12 protein-coding genes are annotated in these 20,084 nt (G+C 58.2%); 8 read left to right on the top strand and 4 right to left on the bottom strand.

The features are described 5' to 3' along the window. Positions 1-142: 142 nt before the first annotated feature. Positions 143-1,321, top strand: coding sequence for a DNA polymerase IV (gene dinB, locus NOV72_RS25360; protein ID WP_106857312.1), 1,179 nt, complete (start codon positions 143-145; stop codon positions 1,319-1,321). Between the two features lie 12 nt (positions 1,322-1,333). Here the strand turns inward: dinB and NOV72_RS25355 are convergent, their stop codons facing one another. Continuing rightward, positions 1,334-2,224 carry a LysR family transcriptional regulator gene (locus tag NOV72_RS25355; protein ID WP_106857311.1) on the bottom strand — a complete coding sequence of 297 codons (891 nt, stop codon included), beginning with the start codon at positions 2,222-2,224 and terminating at the stop codon, positions 1,334-1,336. 108 nt (positions 2,225-2,332) lie between these two features. Here NOV72_RS25355 and NOV72_RS25350 point away from each other — a divergent pair, with 108 nt between their 5' ends. After that, the gene (locus tag NOV72_RS25350) at positions 2,333-3,337 is read left to right on the top strand and encodes an aldo/keto reductase (RefSeq protein ID WP_106857310.1); all 1,005 of its coding nucleotides are present in this window, start codon (positions 2,333-2,335) and stop codon (positions 3,335-3,337) included. 557 nt (positions 3,338-3,894) lie between these two features. On the opposite strand, the gene NOV72_RS25345 is transcribed toward NOV72_RS25350, so the two are convergent. Further along, positions 3,895-6,648: a Mu transposase C-terminal domain-containing protein gene (locus NOV72_RS25345; protein WP_106857309.1), complete on the bottom strand. Its 2,754-nt coding sequence runs from the start codon at positions 6,646-6,648 to the stop codon at positions 3,895-3,897. 2,181 nt (positions 6,649-8,829) lie between these two features. Between NOV72_RS25345 and NOV72_RS25335 the strand changes: the two genes are divergently transcribed. Both NOV72_RS25335 and NOV72_RS32090 read left to right on the top strand, forming a co-directional pair. Continuing rightward, positions 8,830-10,080: a hypothetical protein gene (locus tag NOV72_RS25335; protein WP_106857307.1), complete on the top strand. Its 1,251-nt coding sequence runs from the start codon at positions 8,830-8,832 to the stop codon at positions 10,078-10,080. A gap of 126 nt (positions 10,081-10,206) precedes the next feature. Then, positions 10,207-11,586: a TniQ family protein gene (locus NOV72_RS32090; RefSeq protein WP_146150044.1), complete on the top strand. Its 1,380-nt coding sequence runs from the start codon at positions 10,207-10,209 to the stop codon at positions 11,584-11,586. 2,292 nt (positions 11,587-13,878) lie between these two features. Here the strand turns inward: NOV72_RS32090 and NOV72_RS25325 are convergent. Together NOV72_RS25325 and NOV72_RS25320 are read right to left on the bottom strand one after the other, a co-directional pair. Next, positions 13,879-14,268, bottom strand: a complete 390-nt coding sequence (locus NOV72_RS25325; RefSeq protein WP_106857305.1) for a DUF6471 domain-containing protein — start codon at positions 14,266-14,268, stop codon at positions 13,879-13,881. Positions 14,269-15,112: 844 nt separating this feature from the next. Continuing rightward, positions 15,113-15,862, bottom strand: coding sequence for a metallophosphoesterase family protein (locus NOV72_RS25320; RefSeq protein ID WP_106857304.1), 750 nt, complete (start codon positions 15,860-15,862; stop codon positions 15,113-15,115). A 250-nt stretch (positions 15,863-16,112) separates the two neighbouring features. Here NOV72_RS25320 and NOV72_RS25315 point away from each other — a divergent pair, with 250 nt between their 5' ends. The 4 genes from NOV72_RS25315 (at position 16,113) to NOV72_RS25295 (ending at position 19,977) form a co-directional block, all read left to right on the top strand. Further along, a complete protein-coding gene (locus tag NOV72_RS25315; protein WP_106857303.1) occupies positions 16,113-17,381 on the top strand; it encodes a TniQ family protein in 1,269 nt (422 codons plus the stop codon). Between the two features lie 558 nt (positions 17,382-17,939). Then, complete coding sequence (locus NOV72_RS25305; RefSeq protein WP_106857301.1) at positions 17,940-18,233, top strand: hypothetical protein; 294 nt, start codon at positions 17,940-17,942, stop codon at positions 18,231-18,233. 378 nt (positions 18,234-18,611) lie between these two features. Beyond that, a complete protein-coding gene (locus NOV72_RS25300) occupies positions 18,612-19,385 on the top strand; it encodes a metallophosphoesterase (protein ID WP_106857300.1) in 774 nt (257 codons plus the stop codon). Between the two features lie 85 nt (positions 19,386-19,470). Then, positions 19,471-19,977: an HAD domain-containing protein gene (locus NOV72_RS25295; RefSeq protein ID WP_106857299.1), complete on the top strand. Its 507-nt coding sequence runs from the start codon at positions 19,471-19,473 to the stop codon at positions 19,975-19,977. The last annotated feature ends 107 nt before the right edge of the window (positions 19,978-20,084 follow it).

Raw genomic sequence — 20,084 nt, 5'->3', positions numbered from 1 at the left:
GCTCTAGCGCGAATTGCTGTATGGATGTACAGTAAGCCATTTTCATTGCCTGGCGGCACTGTCTCAGCATGTTCGGTGCGTTCGTTCCTCTCGATTTCGCTCTGAGCGCGTCTCATCGCGCGGCGGCATTCCGATCGCCGCCATGAACACGCCGTCTCCCGCACTCGCGCCGCGCCGTATCGCGCATCTCGACATGGATGCGTTCTTCGCATCGGTCGAACTGCTGCGTTATCCGGAACTGCGCGGCATGCCGGTCGTGGTCGGCGGCGGGCGCAGCGCCACGCCGGAAACGCTCCCCGACGGCTCGCGCCGCTTCAGGCGCCTGCGCGACTATGCGGGGCGCGGCGTCGTGACCACGTCCACGTACGAGGCGCGCAAATTCGGTGTCTTTTCCGCGATGGGCATGATGAAGGCCGCGCAGCTCGCGCCCGACGCGATCCTCCTGCCGACGGATTTCGATTCCTATCGCCATTACTCGCGCCTGTTCAAGACGGCCATCGCGGCGTTCACGGCGCAGATCGAGAATCGCGGCATCGACGAAATTTATATCGACGTCAGCGATCTGCCCGGCGAACCGGCCGATATCGGCCAGCGCATGAAAGACGCCGTGCGCGACGCGACCGGGCTCACGTGTTCGATCTGCATCGCGCCGAACAAGCTGCTCGCGAAGATCGGCTCCGAGCTCGACAAGCCGGACGGCCTCACCCTCCTCACGATGGACGACCTGCCGACGCGCATCTGGCCGCTCGCCGCGCGCAAGGTGAACGGCATCGGGCCGAAGGCGAGCGAAAAGCTCGCGGCGCTCGGCATCGTCACCGTGGGCGACATCGCTGCCGCCGATCCCGGTTTCCTGCAGACGCACTTCGGCGGCACCTATGCCGCGTGGCTCGCGCGCATCGCGCAGGGACAGGACGAGCGGCCCGTGGTCGTGAGCTCGACGCCCAAGTCGATGAGCCGCGAGACCACGTTCGAGCGCGACTTTCATCCGAAGCAGGATCGCGCGACGCTTTCGGCGGAGTTCACGGGTCTGTGCACGCGTGTCGCCGAAGACTTGCAGCGCAAGGGCTACGTCGGGCGCACGGTGGGCATCAAACTGCGCTTCGACGATTTCCGCACCGTGACGCGCGATCTGACCGTGCCCGTCGCGACCGCCGATCCGGTCGAAATCCGCCGCGCCGCGACCGAATGCCTGAAGCGCATCGTGCTCGATCGCCGGATCAGGCTGCTCGGCGTGCGTGTCAGCGCGCTCGCCGGGCGCGATGAAAGCGGTTTTGTCGAGCCGGTGCAGGTCGAATTGCCGTTCGACGTCGCGGGCGAGTGAAGATCGCGCGTTCTATTCGTCGCGAATGAAATCGATGAACGCGCGCAGCGGCCCCGGCATGTGCGCACGGCTCGGATAGTAGAGCCGCGGCCCGGTGAAACTCTGCCACCACGGCTTGAGCACCGGCACGAGCGCGCCGCGGTCGATGGCCTCGCGCACGAACTCGTCGAAGGTGTAGACGAGGCCCAGCCCGGCGACGGCCGCGCTTCTGCTGATCTCGATCGACGACGTGACGAGCGGCCCTTCCGGCGCGATGCGTATCACTTCCTTGCCGCGCATGAATTCCCACACCGCCAGCACGCCGCTGTCGAAACGATGCCCGATGCACGCGTGGTTCACCAGATCGCGCGGATGCTTCGGCTCGCCGTGCGCGGCGAGATAAGAGGGCGCCGCGACCGCGACGAAGCGCTGCGTGCGCGGCCCGATCGGCACCGCGATCATGTCGCGCTCGATGCGCTCGTCGTAGCGGATGCCCGCGTCGAAACCGGCGGCGAGCACGTCGAGGAACGTATCGGTTGCGCTGATTTCCAGCTTGATGCCCGGATGCGCCGTCAGAAAGCGCGCGACGATCGGCGGCAATATCTCGCGCGAGACGATTCTCGGCACGTTCAGGCGCAGCGTGCCGGTCGGGCTGTCGCGAAAGCCGTTGACGGCATCGAGCGCGCCCGCGATTTCCGCGAACGCGGGCGCAAGCCGCTCGATCAGCCGCTCGCCCGCTTCCGTCGGCGTGACGCTGCGCGTCGTGCGGTTCAGGAGGCGCACGCCGAGACGCGTTTCGAGCCGGCGAATCGCCTCGCTCAGCGACGACGCCGACACACCGCGCAACAGCGCCGCCTGCCGGAAGCCGCGCGAGCGCGCGACGGCCAGAAACGCGTGAAGGTCCGACAGATCCGGTTCGCTCATGATTCGCCCATTGTTCGTCTGGGCGCACAGCCCATTCGCATTGAGACGGATTATCGCACGCGCGGTTTGCTCCCATAATCGACTGCATCCCTTCAGGAGAGAACGAACATGGAACAGCGCAGACTCGGCAGGACCGGACCGCAATCGGCGGCCATCGGACTCGGATGCATGGGCATGTCGGGCATGTACGGGCCGTCGGATCGCGCGGAGAGCATCGCGACGATTCACGCGGCGCTCGAAGCGGGCGTCACGCTGCTCGACACCGGCGACTTCTACGGCATGGGCCACAACGAGATGCTGATCGGCGAGGCATTGAAGAGCGCGCCGCCTTCGCGCCGCGATTCGGCGATTCTCAGCGTCAAGTTCGGCGGCATGCGCGATCCGGCGGGCCGTTTCATCGCATTCGACGGCCGTCCCGTCGCCGTGAAAAACGCGCTGGCGTACACGTTGCAGCGGCTTTCCGTCGAGCATATCGACATTTATCGCCCCGCGCGGCTCGATGCGGACGTGCCCGTCGAAGACACGGTAGGCGCTATCGCCGAGATGATCGACGCGGGCTACGTGCGTCACGTCGGATTGTCGGAAGTGGGCGCGGAAACGATCCGCAAGGCCGCGGCCGTACATCCGGTGTGCGATCTGCAAATCGAGTATTCGCTGATCTCGCGCGGCATCGAAGATTCGATTCTTCCGGCGTGCAGGGAACTCGGCATCGGCATCACGGCGTACGGCGTGCTGTCGCGCGGGCTCATCAGCGGACACTGGAACAAGGACGCCGCGCAATCCGGCGACTGGCGCGCGAACAGTCCGCGCTTTCAGCAAGGCAATGTCGAACGCAATCTCGCGCTCGTCGATGCGTTGCGCAGCATCGCCGATGCGAAGGGCGTGAGCGTCGCGCAGATCGCGATCGCGTGGGTGCTGGCGCAGGGCGACGACATCGTTCCCGTGATCGGCGCGCGCCGCCGCGATCGGCTGACGGAGTCGCTCGGCGCGCTCGACGTGACGCTCACGAAAGACGAGTTCGCCGCGATCGAAGCGGCGGTGCCCAAGGGCGCGGCGGCGGGCGATCGCTACGAGGCCGTGCAGATGGCGCACCTCGACAGCGAGAAAAAATAGGCGCTCATCTCGCGTGCTGACAACAGCCGACTTTAAGTTTGCGCACAACCAGAGTTTGATTGGTTGCACGCGGAAATCTTACCAAAAACGCGGGTTTTCCCGCGCGGCCAGCATTCGCAAGTTTGATTGGTTGCACGTTTACGGCTTAAGTTTGAGTGTTGTCCGCGAGAGGTTCCCGGCAAACGCTTGCCCACAAACGCTCCGCTGCGACCGAATCCGAGCAACCGATGCCTTAGCGTTGTCTGCTTGAGCACCCCCGTCGCCTTTCTTGAGTCGCGGAGTCTCATCATCTTGTTGCATGTTTTTCTGAGGTATTGCCGGGATGAGCTGATGATGTGGCCAAGCGCCGCGGGCCACTATGGTTGCAGACTAGATGAGAGTTACTGTTGTTGGTGGCGTCCTAGCGCTGAGCAAGCTCGCTTCGCTACTCGTGAGCAAACGCCTCGGAACAGAAAAGTTTTGGTTAGCCGCCGTCAGTCTAAACACCGGCGCACCCTCCGAGTGCGCCGGCCAAAACTTGGTTATCTACGAAGCGACAGATTGGCCATACGGTCCGCTCACGAATAGACGGGAATGTCGTCGTCTTCGTCTTGCACTTCACTAGCCTCTTCAGCCACTTCTTCAGCAGTGTCGTTGTCCTCCGATTGTTCCCACCACTCAGGACCGCCCGGCAGGTCGACTGTCGGCGTGCCGTTGATGAGCGTGAATCCTGGTAAGCCGTGAGCGTTCTCACGAGCAGCTTCATGCATGTGCACGAGGACGGTTGAGGATTTGGCTTCTGACAACACCTCCGCATAAGCCATCGCTCGATTTCGGCGCTTCGCAACCTTGCCGGCAGCACCTTTCTCCGTAAGGTAGGCCGTATATTCGTCCAACTCCACCGGCGTGAACTGGCTGAGAACTTCATATTGGTTGCAGAAGCACTCAACCCAGCCACCATCGTGTTTAAGCCAGATAAACACATGAGCGACGTTGTCCGGGTCATAGTGAACCCTTACGGACTTTCCTTCCATGTTAGGCTGCAGCAGTACTGGAGAGAAATACTCGAGGTTGTGGCACTCGATGCTTCCCTGCTTGGTGACGATGCGATTTCCGCTGCGCCCGTCGACCATGGGCATGCAGCGCAGACGCAATTGGTTGGTGTATTGCACCTTCGGAATATGAGAGGTGCCTGCTTCTCGGAGCAACCGCGCTTCGAAATCTTCCAGCGTTTCTCCGTTGGTTCTGGATGTGATGTGCTTGGGCTCGACCTCGAAGTAGACTCGCTCCAACAGCACCCGAATCGTGCCGAGAGAGAGAACTTCGTTGTCTTCAGGTCGGAAGCCTTCGCAGAGCTTCCGGAAGTTCTCAATATTGAGCTTATTGCCCGGGAGGTTGGAGATGATGTTGTTGTCGTCTTTGCGATTTCCCGATTCTGCGACTTGCCCGGCCCGAGGTTTTTTGGCCGGTCGATTTAACTTGCAAACACCGACGTCCGCCAAAGCGGCTTCGAACTGCCGTGCTAGGAAATCTAGCCCTCGGTCAGAAACGATGTACTGCGGCAACTGACCCCAACGACGCACGCAATCGAGGATGAGTCGATAGAGTGCAACGTATGACGGCGGTCCAAAGAACACGACGAGCGCGATTACCCGGAAGCTGCACGCGTCGCGTAGCACAGTCCGCCACATTTCGCGATTGAGAAGCTCGCCGGTGATGCACGAGCGAACCACAACTTCAATCTTCGCGTGGTCAACGTGAGCGACTTCCCACGGAATACGGCCTTTCACCAAGCGATTGACTTTATCGCGCGGCACGAAATGCCCATACTCGTAGGCCATGAAATTTCCGCTTCGAGCCTCCACAATCACCGCCTTGTCCTCCAGAGCTAGGCGCTTACGAGCAGTAGTCTCGCTGACCGGCACAATGTTCGCTGCTCGGCAACGATTCAAGTACCGGCCGTAACAACTGGCATAGTGCGGCCGATGATTCTGCTTATAGTCCTCATCAAGGCTCTCACGCCACACGGCCATCTCCTCCGAGTCGTGTCTCTGTTGACCTCCGCAGTTGTCGTATCCATTGGCGAGCGCGAGGAGTTTAGAAGTGCCGGCCGCCTCCGCCTTCGCCACCAAAGCCTTCATCCGATTGAAGGTTGCTATCGAGACTTCCTTGCCTTGTCGTGGTCCTGACTTCCAGAAGCGCTGACCGACAGGCATCCCGAGTATCTCCAACTTCTCAGCTGCTTCTGCAAGCCGTTGTGGAGAAAGGTTGACCAGCGTAGTCTCCGGCTCGACTGCGAACTTCCAGGTCTGAGCATCACAAAGGCGCTGCACATGAACCCGGTCAAGCTCTTGGAACGTGCCGTTCTTGTGTGTGATAGTGAACGACGTTCCTGCATTGGCGACTAGCCAGTCTTCTCCGTTCCAGGAGATGTTCTGCCCTGTCTTCGGCAGGACGGTGTGTATCGAAAGCGGCGGTCCCGCGCCGTCTGCCTGTCTTTGGTCGCGGTGATGAAGATAGGTGGCTTCGTCCCCGTATAGCCGGCACATTTCGACGCTTGTCAGGTCCTCATCTGCAAGCGGAAAAAAAACTAATTGATGCGCTAAAGCAAACTTGATGAGGTCCGGGTCGACGTTCTCCGCGACGAGTTGGCGCCGATAGACAACGCCTTCAGCCACCACGCGTGAAACCAAGTCCTTCACTTTTACCGGGTCGGGCGGTTCCGCTCCCGGTCTGAACGCACTGGACAAATAGCTGAGATTTGCAGCGTAGCGCTTGCCAAAGCGGCTGCAAGGCCATACTTCGTACCCAATCCCGAATGGAACCAGGGCCTCGGCCACCGCAGGCGAAATCCACGACCCATTGGGGAGTTGCTTGTACAGATTGTGGCCTTTCGCCTCTGATTCCAACATCTGCTCGTCGGCGATGACGTCGAGGAAATACACCCGGTCCCTTTGTAAGCAAAGAACCCTTGGGCTCCGAACTGTCTTGGTGGCTCGACTGCCATCTGCTTTTAAGACTACAACGTTGTGAATGGTTGTGGGGCGACGCCAGTACTCGAGAAGGTCAGGGTGCTTGGCCCTGTTGTCTAGTTCCATGAAGAGGGCAAGCTCGGGGATGACACTTGCTATCTGCACGCCCACGTGCATCAGCGTGCTTGGGTACAGCCCTGTCACATTGCCGCGCTCCCGGTCGGCGCGTGGAGCGCTTACCGGGTCGCCTTCACGAACACTACGAATCAAAGCTTGGCCAGCCGGTGTCACATTGCAGCGTGCCATCAATATCTGAAACTCCCTCTCTTTCAGCCGTCCCACGTTACGAGTTGCGACCATTGACTACTCCAACGGAAGATGAACAAGTTGAGCATCTCAGGGTGACGCTCGAACCCTTTGGACAGGTATTGTTTGAGAAACATGACAGTTCTCCTTCTGAGATTGCTCGCCGTTGTAACGGTAAAGCGAGCTAGTGGGCGAAACAAACGCACCGGATGCAAGCCGTTAAGTCACGACTGTGACGGCTCACACAATGCAGGTGTTGATGAAACACTTGCATCGATAACGCGGTGTCTCGACAACGACATCTACGACACCTGTTTTTGCTACCACGCTCGGTTCAGAGACCGCGGCACGAAAAAAAAGATATGGCGGACGATGCTTGAGCTTTAGAAGAGCGGCGATTCCGTTCTGACGCTTCCGTCCTCCAAACGGCTCATCGGCATCGAGGCATTGAGATATAAGCCTGCGGCAGGCTTACGTCCTGGTTCAAACGCGACTCTCCGACGGGAACGGCTTCACGGATGTTTCGACGGTACGCTTTACCGGGTGATGTGACGTTGTAGCTTCGTTCCAGACCGTGGAAATGACTCTGTGTGCTTCGTATTGCGGATTTACGAGAAGTTTCACCATCCGCGCCAGCACGTGCGGACCTGTGCGACGCCCCATCTACGTCAATTTGCGTGCGGTTGCACCTCCGTGAACCGACGCTGTGCCTCCCTGCGCTGCTCCCGGTTTCGACTCGCTTGGGGTGCCAACCTGTTCTAGATGCTAGTGCGGAGAAAGTAAACGGGATTAGGGTTAACGTTGCTGTTTGAGTTGCTCGGGAGTGCGCATTTATCGATGTTTGAAGATTTTCCTTTCCTTCCTTCGAGCCTTATCCTAGTCTCGTTTACCTGACGGGAAAAGATGAATGTTGTTTTTTAACTACCTCTGTTTGTGTTGATGGAAGACATACAAAAATATAGTTTTGTCACAAATCTGCTTGGTTTCGGCCGCCGTATCGCCTAAGCTCCGTTGGCCGAACTGAATTGCGTAGTTTCTCCGCCGGGCAAGACTCGTTCGAATCGCACATCGCGCCCTAAGAGACGGTCTCTCAAACGAAAGTATTGAGCTCGACGAGAAGATAAGGAATACGAAGTAGGTGACAAAGGATTGTGCGCCCTGTTCCGCAATCCGACTGAACCGCGTCGGACGCATTCAGGGCTCCGGTGTATCGGCGCCCGTCGTACCCTGGCGAAGTTATGAAGTGCGCAAATGTGCGAGCAGCGGTATCCACGATGACAGGAGGACGATGGCGGAACACTACTTGGATGAGAAAATCGCGCGGGTGCAGACCGGGCTCGCTTGGACTGGATACCATTTGTGGAGTCTCAGATGGAATCGGAAATGTTGGAGAAGGTGGCGCCACCTGCTGAACTGGCGCCCGCAGAGAAGTGGCACGTCTCAGCAATCGACCACGTCGTAACGACGCATCCGCAACATCGGCTGCTCACAATCTGGCGTCGTAACTTGGAGTGCCTAGCGCTCGACTTTGTCTCCTTGGAGTCGAACGTTGTGTACGCTTCTGTACGTCAATTGGCTTCGATGTATCCTGTACCTGAAATGCTCACGACTGACCGTACGATTCTGAGCGGACCTCTTGTCGTCGCCGCTTGCAGCTTTCAGCATGCGGTCGGCGTTCGATGGAGTGCGCCCACGCCTGAGCACAAGGCAGCCTTTCAAGACTTGGTGCACCTTGGCCGAAGGTTGTCAGATGGCCAGTTGTACTCGTGCGCAACGCTTCAAGCAGTATTTGACGGTTGGCGGAAGCGGTTTAACGCAGCGCTTGCCGGTGAGGTCAATCCTGACTGGAGTCTCGAATTGGGAGCGCCACGGGCGGACTGGTTGGAGCTGTACCTTGAAGAGGTGCATTCGCGAGGTGCTGCGATGGCTGTGGAAACGCTTCGGCGTCCTGTGCCACGCTCGTGCAAGGAGTTTCGTGACCGGCAAACACCGGCGGAGCAACGAGTGGAGGCGGCGCACGCTGTCGTTGTTGATGTTCTCGGTCAGCGCCGCTCCGTTAGAAAACCGCAGACATCTCCCAGTCGTAGCCGGGCAGCAGAGGCGGTCGCAAGCACTATCGTTTCGAGTAACGCTTAATTCCGACGCGCTTCATAACAGTTCCATTTTACGGAGGTTTGCCATGTGCACGCTCACCACGAAGCTAGTATCGATTCCGCTGCTTAAATTAGGAGTGCGATGTTGGAATACGACAATCTACTGAAGGATAGAAAGACATTGCCGTTGGAGCAGAAGGAGCGGTTGAAAAAGGCACTGACCGACACGCTCATTCTGCATCGAAACATGAAGGATGCGTTCGAGGAGCTTCACGAAATCATCCAGTTGGGAAAGCCTGGACAACTCATCGTGCTGTCCGGCCCGACCAATGTGGGCAAAACTCGGCTCGTGAAGGCCATGGACCAGATGCTGGTCGCTGAGGCGCGAGCAAACGGCCTACCTGTCTGGGGCTCGACTTACTGCCGTCTTCCGTCGCCAGTGCGTGCCAGGTTCGACCACGGCGAGACATATCGGAGGACGTTGTGTTCGTTGGAGGAGCCGTTGCTCGAGAGCAAGGTCGAATATCCCAATGTGCGGGACGGCGCGTTGCCTCGAAGGTCGATGCCTCAGGCGCGAAGGCCACCGACCCACGCGGCGCTATGGCAGGCGCTGATGAATCGGATACAAGCGGGCCATCTTGCCGTTTTTTTTGATGAAGCGGGCGAATTGCCGCAGGCGCTTAAGGTGACGACTCTGCGAGAGACCGTGAATCTTTTCAAGCAGATGGCGGACGTGGGCGGGTCGAACGCCGTGCTAGTCAGTGGCCCTGAAATCGGACCGGTTTTGTGGGAGTCGGGGCAACTGGCAGCAAGAATCAGGTTGGTCGGGCTTGATGCATATGACTTTCGTGACGGGGGTGACGTGAAGGTTTTTTGTAACGCATTTGGGAGGGTGGAGGCGTCCTTGGGAAAGGACTTCATCGTGTCGGGCACGCTGAAGGCTACAAACGCACGCGTGATGATGCGAAAGGTCCGGGGAACGTTTGGCATCGCTCTCGACATCATCGTCTACGCCATTCATGCAGCTCTGTTGGCAAAGACTGCACCGCTGACGTGGCCGCGTCTGGAGGCGGCCATCGACAAACGTATGGAGGAGATTGGCATGCAGGTGGACAAGGAGCAGGCACTCTGGGCTGCAGTCAAAGACGCAAGTCTGCGCAGCAAGTATTGGGGCATGGAGGCGGCTGCCGGATATCTTGGTACCGGCTTGATTCTGCCCACGAGCGCGCCGTCGAAGTCGGCTAAGAGCGACCGAACGTCCGGCGACAAGACCTCTGCGAACCGGCCGGGAGCGGCGAAAGCGCAGGCCGCTAAGCGCGGCATGCACCCGACGACGCCGAAGAACGTCCCTTTGGACGAGTATTCGGAAGAGATTGCTGAGGAGGATGCCTAAAGCAAGAACCCGGCGGCGGCGTGACAGCGTCTGGGCGCATGCTCATCGCGAGGTCACGCACCGCCGTCAACTCGTCGCGAAGTTCGCAAGTCGCGTCGGGCTCACTTTTACGTCAAGGAGCCTTTTTTGAAGCTGCAATCAATCGAGCCAATCGTAGACGCAAGATGGGGGCGCGAGCGACTGTGGACATATACGCAACGGTTGGCGGAGCACCACTGCGTCTTGGTCGGCGACCTTGTGAGAGAAGTCATCTGGCCAGCGTCTGGTTGGCCGGTCGAAAAGATGAGGAGTTTGAACGGACTCGAACGAATTGGCTTTCTTGATGGCGCAGGAGATACAGCTCTTGACTGGGTGACAGTCTTGCAGAATTTGACCGGTCGACGAGACCTTGCTCGTCTCACGTTCTTGCCAGCAGCAGGCCTAGCACGGCTGGAGGGGGCTGAACGATACAAGGGTGCAAGATGTATCGAATGCGTGCGCGAAATGGCAAACCGTCTTGACGCCTGCTATGACCCACTGTGTTGGGCACTCAAGGACTATACGGACTGTGCAGAACACAATGTACTGCTCACAGACGTTTGTGCCTCTTGCGGGACCAAGGATTTGTCCATCGTGAGGGCGACATCGCGTGTTGGTTGCTGCGGGAAATGCGGCGTGTGGATGGGTGCAGAGGCCTTTAAGGCAGAGTCAGTACTGGAGGCAAGTCGCTATCAAGTTGCTATCAGTGAAGCGCTGCGCGACATAGTTGGCATTCTGGACGACCCGAGGCTCGCAAAGGTCGACGGAACGAGCGTGATGGAATACGCTGCCAAGCTATCATTCGAGAACAACTTTGCGGAGATGGCGAGAGCCATTGGCATGCCGAAAAATACGCTATCGGTCCAGCTGAGTCGACGCACTAAACCTCGAATTGAAACGGTCGCGACCTTGTCCGTCGTCTCGGGCGTTCCAGTCAAGCATCTCATCTTCGGCTCTACCACAGGGCGCCGCGTAAGCTTTCGTCTCGTCAAAGAACCTGTCGCGAAGCCGGCGCTTCCAGAAAAGAAAATGAGACGCGGAAACCTGGATGTCGCTGCGGCAGAGGCCGAGTTGCGCCGGAGCGTCCGAGGCGCCAAAATGCCGCCACTCAAGAAGGTTGCTGAGAAGCTCGGCACGACTGCGCGGAGCCTTCATAAGCACTGCCCGGAATTGGCCAAACAAGTTTCGGCCAGATACTTGAGCAATCGACGCACCAAGTCAGAGAATCGGGCAGAACGTGATTGCAGAAGAATTTTCAATGCATTCGCTACGCTCGTCCTTGCTGAAGAATTTCCGACGAATCGTCGCCTTTCGGAGTTTCTCGGGCCGGTGGCTTGCCTAAAGCATCGAGCGTTTTACGTGGCGACGCTTAAAGAGTACGGATTGACCGGAAGGGGCAGGGCTCCCGCGCCCATCCAACTCAAAGCATTGCGACAAGCCCGAAGCCTGCTCGTTGCGAACAATCTACAACCTTCTATCGAGTCTTGAGGACAGCCTGGATGCTCGCGGAAAACCTCGCGATGCGTTACCGGTCGGCCGATAGGAGTCTGCATGTTGAGACGCACGTCGAGGGAAGACCGAGGAGCGCGGGCCCAAATCCGCATCAAATTGGGTAAAAATTACAAGCTTTATTAGAGGAAAAACTCTAAAAAGTGGAGGGTGGTAGGTCGTCTCTGATTCATCTGGACTAACGAAGGGCGTAGTTGTTAGTTTTTGGCAATCTCATCCGAGGTCGCTTCGGTATTCGTAGGATTTTTAGTTTGGATACGCAGAATTCCGCAGGGCTCGTCGACGTTGGGAAGACGAAGTCGGCGCGGCAAACGTCCGTTGATGCGAGCGCCGTTGCTGTTTGTACGTCCGACAGAATGAGTCTCACAGGATAGGGACGGTAGGTAGCGCCGAAAATTAGGTATGCGAAGCATCGAGTGGTTTGCATCGTTGTGGCTCGCTGACTGACAGAGGGCTAGGTCTGTCTCCGAACCACTAGGTCTTGACTGGCGGGGGAAACGGCGCAACCGTGCTTGTGCCGATTGCCCCCGTCGCGAACTTGATGGCTCTGGCTGAGGGAACGGCGCAAGCGCCGTCTTCACGTGCGCTGTTTCCGTTTGGGCGTGTCAGGGTGGCGCTCAAGGCTGCCGCACCATGCCTCCGGACGATGGTGACACGTATGCGACGTCGTATCGCACAAGGGTCCGCTGCCCTCGAAGCTAGCGTGATGTTGGCCGAACACCGGAAGTCGGACTTCGTGACAGGAGGACCCCCCGTTCAGCCTAGGTCCGTCCGCGGCGTAGTGACGCTGTCCGTGGCAGAATCCGCCCTTCTTGCGAGATGGGTGCTTCACTGCGGCGCTGTTGGCTGCTTCTTCGTCGCCGTGGGACTCTGAGCCACGATTGCTCTGCGCGCTTCGTTCGCCCGCGGGGCGGTGGCCATCAGCGCGTTGAAGGCACTGAGGTGCGTTGTTCGCTGTTACGTCGTTGCACATCGATGTCAGGGTCGTGCGAAGCGAGCATCTGCCGTGCAGTTCAATTACGGCGAAGACGAGAGGGCGACAGGAAGTCGATGCCGCTTGCACCGTGTTCGTCTTGCACTGAAGATGACGTCTTTGGCCGCTCGATACGGATAGCAGGAACAGGCGCCAACTGGTCCCAGTGGCTTGCGGCGCGTTGCAATGCCGGGTCTGTGCATCTCTATCGTTACATGGCCGAAATGGAGACTGCGTCACTCGCGTCGAGGTGTTCACTTTCGTCCGGCGCTCACAAGGCTGCCGAACGTGCATCGAAGCGTGTCTATGTGCTCGTCGGGCTTGAGAAGCCGGCATCGCTCGTTGCGGTGACTGTCCCGAAAGCCGACTACGACGGTTTGCGGTCGGTGGCTAGCTCGTCGAGCCGTGTACCGCGCCATACGGCTCGTGAAATGGCCGGCTCGAAGCCGTGTTAGTCGCTCGGAAGAGCCTGCGCGCGGCGATACTGTCGGCAGGAATGCTCAGTTTGGAGCCTGCTTCACGCGCGTCCCGTCGCGTTCCACTCTGCTTCAGGCGGAGGGCGCCTCAATAAACGTACCCCAAGAATACCCTGTACCCGGCGAAGCCGTGCCCGACCGTTCTCGAGGTCCACGAGCTTCGCCGGTGCTCGACAATTTGCGCTCCCAGAGCATGGGCGCTGTTGTGCGAGCTGCTGCAGGCGACGTCAATAGGTCACACATGCCATCGGCGAGACGTATCGGTTCGATGCGCTCCCATGGACCATGAAAGGGGAATATGCCTCGCTCACGCCAAGACGGCTACCTGCGTAGCGAAGACTGGGGTTTTTGAACTGCAGTGACCATCGAAGCGACGAACACGTTCACTGCGACCATCCCAGGCCGCCCTACAGCTGGCGGGAAATTGCACGAGCGGGCGTAGCCATCACATCTTCCATAGTAGTTCGGTCTGCTGTCTTGGTGAACGAAGACGGCAAAATCAGCAGAGTCTGGTCCGATGATGTGTCGACGAGCGGTTTGAGTGTCTCCCTGCGCAGGCTTGTCGTACGTAACCTAACGTGCATTATCGACGGTCTCGTCCGATGGGAGGCAGAGACGGTGACTGCGGTCAGTTCGGTAAATTACAGTAAGCTTCTTCTACCGATGTAGGTGACAAAGCATGGCTGCTGGCACACTGCGCTCAAACTGTCGCATAAATCGACGACGCCCTCATCCAGCGGTCGGTCGTTACCACCAGAGCGAACTTGCTACATCCCAACCTGCTTACCGTTGTCCGGATTCATCGGGGCTGGGGGGGGCGGCTCACTCCGTCGTCGCGTCTTCCTCTTTGCTGCGGCTACCGGATACCAATTTCATGGGTTTGTGACCGGAAGAAGACTTCTTGGATGTCTCGAGCTTCTTCAACCGTTCCTGAGGTCTCGTGGTGAGGCCGGTACCCTCCATCGCAAGCATCTCCTCACTTGTAGGTATCAGGAAGAAGCCGCCGTCCATGCCGAGGACGGACATGCACCTTAGGAAATAGGCAAAGGTGAACTTCCCGCGGTTGACCTTCGCTGCGATTGACCGGGGTGCCTCATCAACGCCGTCAGCGCTTAACAACTCGGAGAGCCGGATGAAGCTGACTCCCTTTGTCACCATCACACCCCGAAGGATGTTCTTCGCGCCAATCATGTATTGGTCATCTTTGGACATCGTTAACGCTCCACAACAAATCCATGGCAGAGGTGTCTGAGGCCCCTATGCTAACCAAAACGGCTCACTGGTTTGGGGCGGGGACCTGGGGGTGCGTGAGGTCGCACTGCGCTGCGCATCATATTTACAAGTCTTTTGTCTTATGTAAGACCATGCTGCGTAGAACGTCAAGTGCTGGGCAGAGCATCGGTAACATCCCCATCGCTATACGAAGAAGTCGCCAATCCAAGAGCAGAATTTAGCCGGCAAGGCAGACTCCTTTGTTTACCCCGCATCCACACGTGAAAATTCTGGCGCGGGCAGCCTGCCTCGCCCTGCCGGGTAAGCGGTGCCTCAGCAGCAACAAGGATTTTAGAAAATCGGTTCCAACACTCTAACTAAAATTTTTCTAAGTTGATTTTAGATTTTACCCCGAGGCGTCGCCCAGACAGGAGTTTCCGCCAGACGCGCCGGCGGTCGGGCGCCGGCAAAACGGCCGGCTCCGCCAGACGCGCCGGTGCCCCGAACGCCCGGGCCGACCTTTCGGTCGAAGGCCATCCAGCAACCACGCGCGAGCGGGGCATGCACCAAAAATTTTGACCGCGAACGTCTCGCGCTAAAATTTAAAATCGCAAGGAAATTTAAAATTTCGCGCTCACCATTCGAGGGCATCCGGTCGGTTCGTAGTCACGAACACGTGCAACGAGCACACGAACATTATTGGTCTCCTCACCTTTTACCGGCGCGCGAAGGGTCGCCGGAAAATTTAAAATTCGTTTTTTCAATTCCCGATTCTTGGTCGAAAAGCGCCGGTGTTGCGTGTTCCGGAGAACCGGGCGCGCGCTTCTCGACTGACAGTCTTGCCTTAAATTTCAACCACCAACGTTGGAAGAAATTCGGGGTTTCGGCGCTGAGGTGTTCCCGCGGGATTGCAAACAACGCGGCATCGTTTGACCTTGTAGTCGCAGGAATGGTGAACATGCCCGTGAATCCAAAGATGCGCAAACTTCGCAAGACCCGATAGGTCGCTGGCAAATGCCGAGTCGAAGCGTTGCCGGCCGAACCGACGGTCGAGCGACCTAACGTGCGGAGCATGATGGGTGACCACAACGGTCTTTCCATCGAAAGGCTTCGTCAACTCTCGTGTCAGCCACTTCACCGTCAAGTTGTGTTCGAAACAGGTGTCCTCCGGGATGAGACGCCTGCCGTCCGTGCGCCGCAAGCAGCGGTAGTCCGCCCCCCCAAGCTGCGCCAGAAGCATTGCGTCGTCAGGCCTGCCCAGGAGTGCAAAATCGGTCCAGAGGCAACATCCAATGACGCGAACTCCATCGCGAGCCCAGACGCTTCGTTCCAGGAACGTGAAGCGCGAGTTCGTCGTCGCGTTGGCCAACCTACCAATCTCGGCCTCATAGGCAGTGAAGAACGAATCATGGTTCCCTCTGACATATAACACTGGCGTCGGCCAGTTGAGAAAGCGTTCGTGGACCCGGTCAATGCGGTCGATATCGCCTGCGAGAATCAAAACATCGGAAGCCGCGTGACGCAATGGACCATATTTCTCGCCGTCGGGCTTCGTGATTTCGAGGTGCAGGTCCGAGGCAATTTGCAACCGCATCGCGGCTCCGCTCGAAAGTGCAAAGTTGCAGGCGCAGCCGAATGGCTAATCCTCTGTCCACAAGGTCGGATACGCGAGTATCAAGACAATAGCGAGTCCTTGGATGTACTTCAAACTATGGTAAACACCGGTTTTAGTTGTACATAGTATGAAGTACATTCGAGTCGAACCAGCTGCATGATTCGATTGGTTACCGCAGTGATTTCCTCGCGAGTTACATCGCTTCTCTACACGCACTTACGAGGTTCTCATGTTTAGAATATCGCCATCAGAAGCTGGAACAGGAAGGGTCGAAAGCTTATCAAGCTTCTCGGTCAGGTACGCGGAGCACATGGCGGTCACGTTCGTCGAGTTGTATCGGAGCATCGTCCATCCGCGCTTGTTTTCTGAGAGCACAAGGGGAACGCGAGTGAAGATTCCCCCTGCAATGGTCATTGATGGCATCACAAAGACCGCGCAGGATTGGACACGAGCGTTTGAACACATTGCGTCCATCGATGACCTGTCCGGCTGCACTCTTTTGCCCTTTGCGGGTGTAATCGCGGCGCGACGCATCGTAACGTTGTCACGGCGATGGTGCCCGCAGTGCCTCGATAAGATGGCGGAGCGGGGCCGCCACGCTGTCTTCGAGCCGCTCGTCTGGAGGCTGGACGAAGTGAAGTCTTGCGGCGAGCACAGGCGTCCCCTCGAGGCCACGTGTCCGAAATGCGCAAAGGGCGGGCAGTACCCCTTTGTTGCCAATGCCCGCGTCGGATGTTGCAGATACTGCGGTTCCTGGATGGGGCAACCGGCTCGAAACGTTAAGCAGGACGTGACCGACTTCGACGTCTTTGTGGCCGAGAAGTGCGAGGAACTGATTTCACTTCCCGCGATTTTGCCACCAGGGGCCCATCTTCTGCAGTCAAGCGTTGTAGTCCAAGCGCTGCGCGACGTCTTCTTCAGAGGCAGCGGCACAGGTATGGCGCGCGCTGTCGGCGAACTGCCTGGCCAGGTCCATGGGTACATCAAGGGGGAGTTTCCCGCGCCGCTCGCGTTCTTCATGCGTGTTGCGGCGGTAACCGGCGCGTCTATGCGTGAGATTTTTGTGACCAATGCGTTTGAGTCGACAAACCTTTCTGCCTCGACACATACGTTTGAGTTGCGCAGAGCTCGACCGAGGCGAGTTGTCACTCAGGAGTCAATCGACAACGCCTTGCAAACCGCGTTGAACGGGGACGGCTCCAAGTCTGTTCAGGCGATTGCCGTCGACTTGCGCATGGAGGCAGCGACTGTGTGGCGTCGTAGTCCGAATTTGAGTTCGAAGGTCTCCCAGCACCATGCAAGGTACGTCGCCGCCTCGGCCGCACTTCGAAGAGCGGAGTTCGAATCGAAAGTGCATGAGGTTCTGAGCAGTTTCAAGGGGCGCGGTATTCGTCCCACGCAAGACGAACTGAAGGAAGCGTTGCACGACCCTGCCTGCTTTCTGGACGACTGGAAGCGAACGGTCATCCGGCAGCAGTCGCGCAAACTCGACCTCTAATGGAGCGGCGAATATGGCCTACTGGCGATGCATGCCGGTCTCGATTGAGCCGGAAATAACTCTCGTTGAGTGGAGAATCATGGAGACGGAGCGTGGGCAACGACATTTTGTCGGCAGCAGAGATGACCACCACAGTTCCGGAAGAGTCAGTAGCGCCATCGTGACGTTTGACTTTGAGCGGCGAGTCGGCATCACTGTCTCAGGTCGGGTCTATCGCCTTGACGGGCCACCTGGTCGAAGCTCCGATGCGGACTATGTATGGAGCAATTGGCGGGTGCGAAACAGGGTTTCGGGATATGCCGATGTTACCGACACGGCGACCCGTCGACCCTAAGTCACGAAGAGTAAGCCTGGTTGGGAACGGTCGCGTACCCTCAGGGCAAATTCGAGGCTGCCGTAACCGCTTTCCACTGATATTGGGCAAGCGCTAAGGCGTCTCGTGCCTATCGCGTAACAGGCGATTCGCCGTATCTGTTTTGAACTGCGTCGGTAGATGTATGGCGTTGTTGGCTAAGCGACGAGGACGCAGCACTACGGTCTGCGAAAAACGGGTTCTCTATGCTACTGGTAACAGTTGAGCTATTTCCGTTCGGGCGTGAAGACGGTCGAAAGTCAATTGGCCAGACGCGCGTCATCAACGTCGCAGGGGACGCTGCGTACGGCTCTTATCTATTCGAAGTCTTCGAGGGGGCGGAGACGCCCATCGCGACGTCCCTGCTGACCGATTATCCGCGCTTTGCCGGGTCGGTTTGGGACTTGGTGGCAAGGGGGGTGATAGCTGCGCTGTCTGGCAAAGAAGAGTTGCCACCACGACCGGTTCATCCTTGGCGAAAGGGCGAGGAATGGAAATGACCTCAGAGAAAACGAAGCTTCTGTCGCAACTGCGCGTCCTGCGAGCAAATGAATTACAGCGCCTTCGACGAGAAAGCGGGCCGGTGTCAGCACAGACTGCCGTCGCGTTCGAATGTTTGTGCCTCTGCTGTGTCGACATCGTTGCGCGTTGCGGCATCGGTATCGCGAAGATTGACCACCCGGACAGAGCGACTATCGCGGGCGCGATGCGCTTGTGCGGGATGTCAGAGACCGACGTCGACCACGCCCTTGCTTTGGCGGAGTGGTCATTCTACTCAATCGCCTCGAACCCGCCGCCGTTTCCGCCCGAGAGGGCATGGCATCTGGCAGAACGCCTTCTTGAAAGATTGACATCCGCGCGACCACTTGGAGTAAGGGATGAATTTGCAGGTATTTTCCGACCTTCACCTTGAAGGGTCTCCCGACACGGAAGAGACTGGAGTTAGACCGGTGCCCGAAGCCGACATGCTTATCCTCGCAGGTGACATAGACCGCGGAGCGAGAGCGGTCAGGCGCTTCGCCGATTGGCCTAGACCTGTCATCTACGTTCACGGCAATCTCGAAGCGCGGTCAGGTCACATGCTGGATGTCAGCCGGTCTATCAAAATGCAGACAGTGGGTACCAGCGTCTCATATCTCGAGATGGAGACTCATCAGGTCGAGAACGTTCGTTTCCTGGGCTGTTGCCTGTGGACGGATTTTGAACTGTATGGCGCGCCATCGCCCGCGATGCGGGAGGCGGGGCAATACATGCCTGAATTCACCTTGTTTCGCAGCGGCGTAGCGAAGGCCTTCTCTCCTGAGTACTCTCTGGAGCTGCATCAAAGCGCTCGCGCGTGGCTGAGAGCCGAGCTGGCGAAGCCCTTCAATGGGCAGACAATCGTTATCACTCATCACGCGCCGCACCCGAAATCAATACCTTCCAGGTTTATAGGCGACTCGCTCTCTCCGGCCTTCGCAAGCGACTTGAGTCCCCTCATGCAGCATGTCGACCTGTGGATTCACGGTCACGTGCATGCAAGTTGCGACTACCTGGTGGGGAAGTGTCGAGTCCTCTGCAATCCGCGGGGCTATATGAACCGTCGAGGTATCAGTGACAGCAGCGCCTACGAGAACCGAGACTTTAACCCGCAACTTGTTGTGACCACCTGAAGGCGCGTCATCTGCGCGAGGCTACGTGTCCAACAATTCGCCAAGCAGCTTTGGTCCGTCGTTCGATGCGCCTGCGCCGCGACACATGGGAGGAAACGTCCTCTATTTGGACTTCGATGGTGTGCTACAGCCTTCAGAGGTGTATTGGATTCGAGGCATTGGGCCGTGCCTCATGAATTGCCCCGGTCACAAATTATTCGAGAACCGAACCCTCTTGGAGCATGAGTTGGACCCGTATCCGGGTGTTCGCATCGTCTTGTCAACAAGCTGGGTCGTGCGCTACCGCGGAAGGGTTCCCCGTCTTGCCGCCAACTTGGGCCCGTCTCTCGCCAAGCGCGTGATTGGTGCCACGTTCCACTCGCAGATGGACCCTTTCGAGTTTCAGCAGGCTGCTCGTGGTCAGCAGGTTTGGGCGGATGTTGTCCGCAGAAAGCCGAACAGTTGGCTCGCCCTCGATGATGATGACACTGGATGGCCGTCGTGGTGTCGCAGTCGTCTCGTGCTGACAGACCCGATGCTCGGAATTGCATCACCGACAGCGCTTGCCGAACTGCGGTTGCGCCTGCAAGCGATGCACAGTCGCTCGCCCTAGCGGTCCGCGCAATCGTAGCTTTAACGGAATTGTCGTCACGGCCCAAGACGTTCCTCAGATTTGAACTCAACTTACGCCTTCCCTTGCCGCCTTTAAGGCCAGACACC

It is taken from the genome of Caballeronia novacaledonica (assembly GCF_900258035.1).
GTDB classification, from domain to species: Bacteria; Pseudomonadota; Gammaproteobacteria; order Burkholderiales; family Burkholderiaceae; genus Caballeronia; species Caballeronia novacaledonica.
The sequence above is the reverse complement of the archived record's forward strand: the minus strand, read 5'-3'. Positions and strand labels throughout refer to the sequence as shown.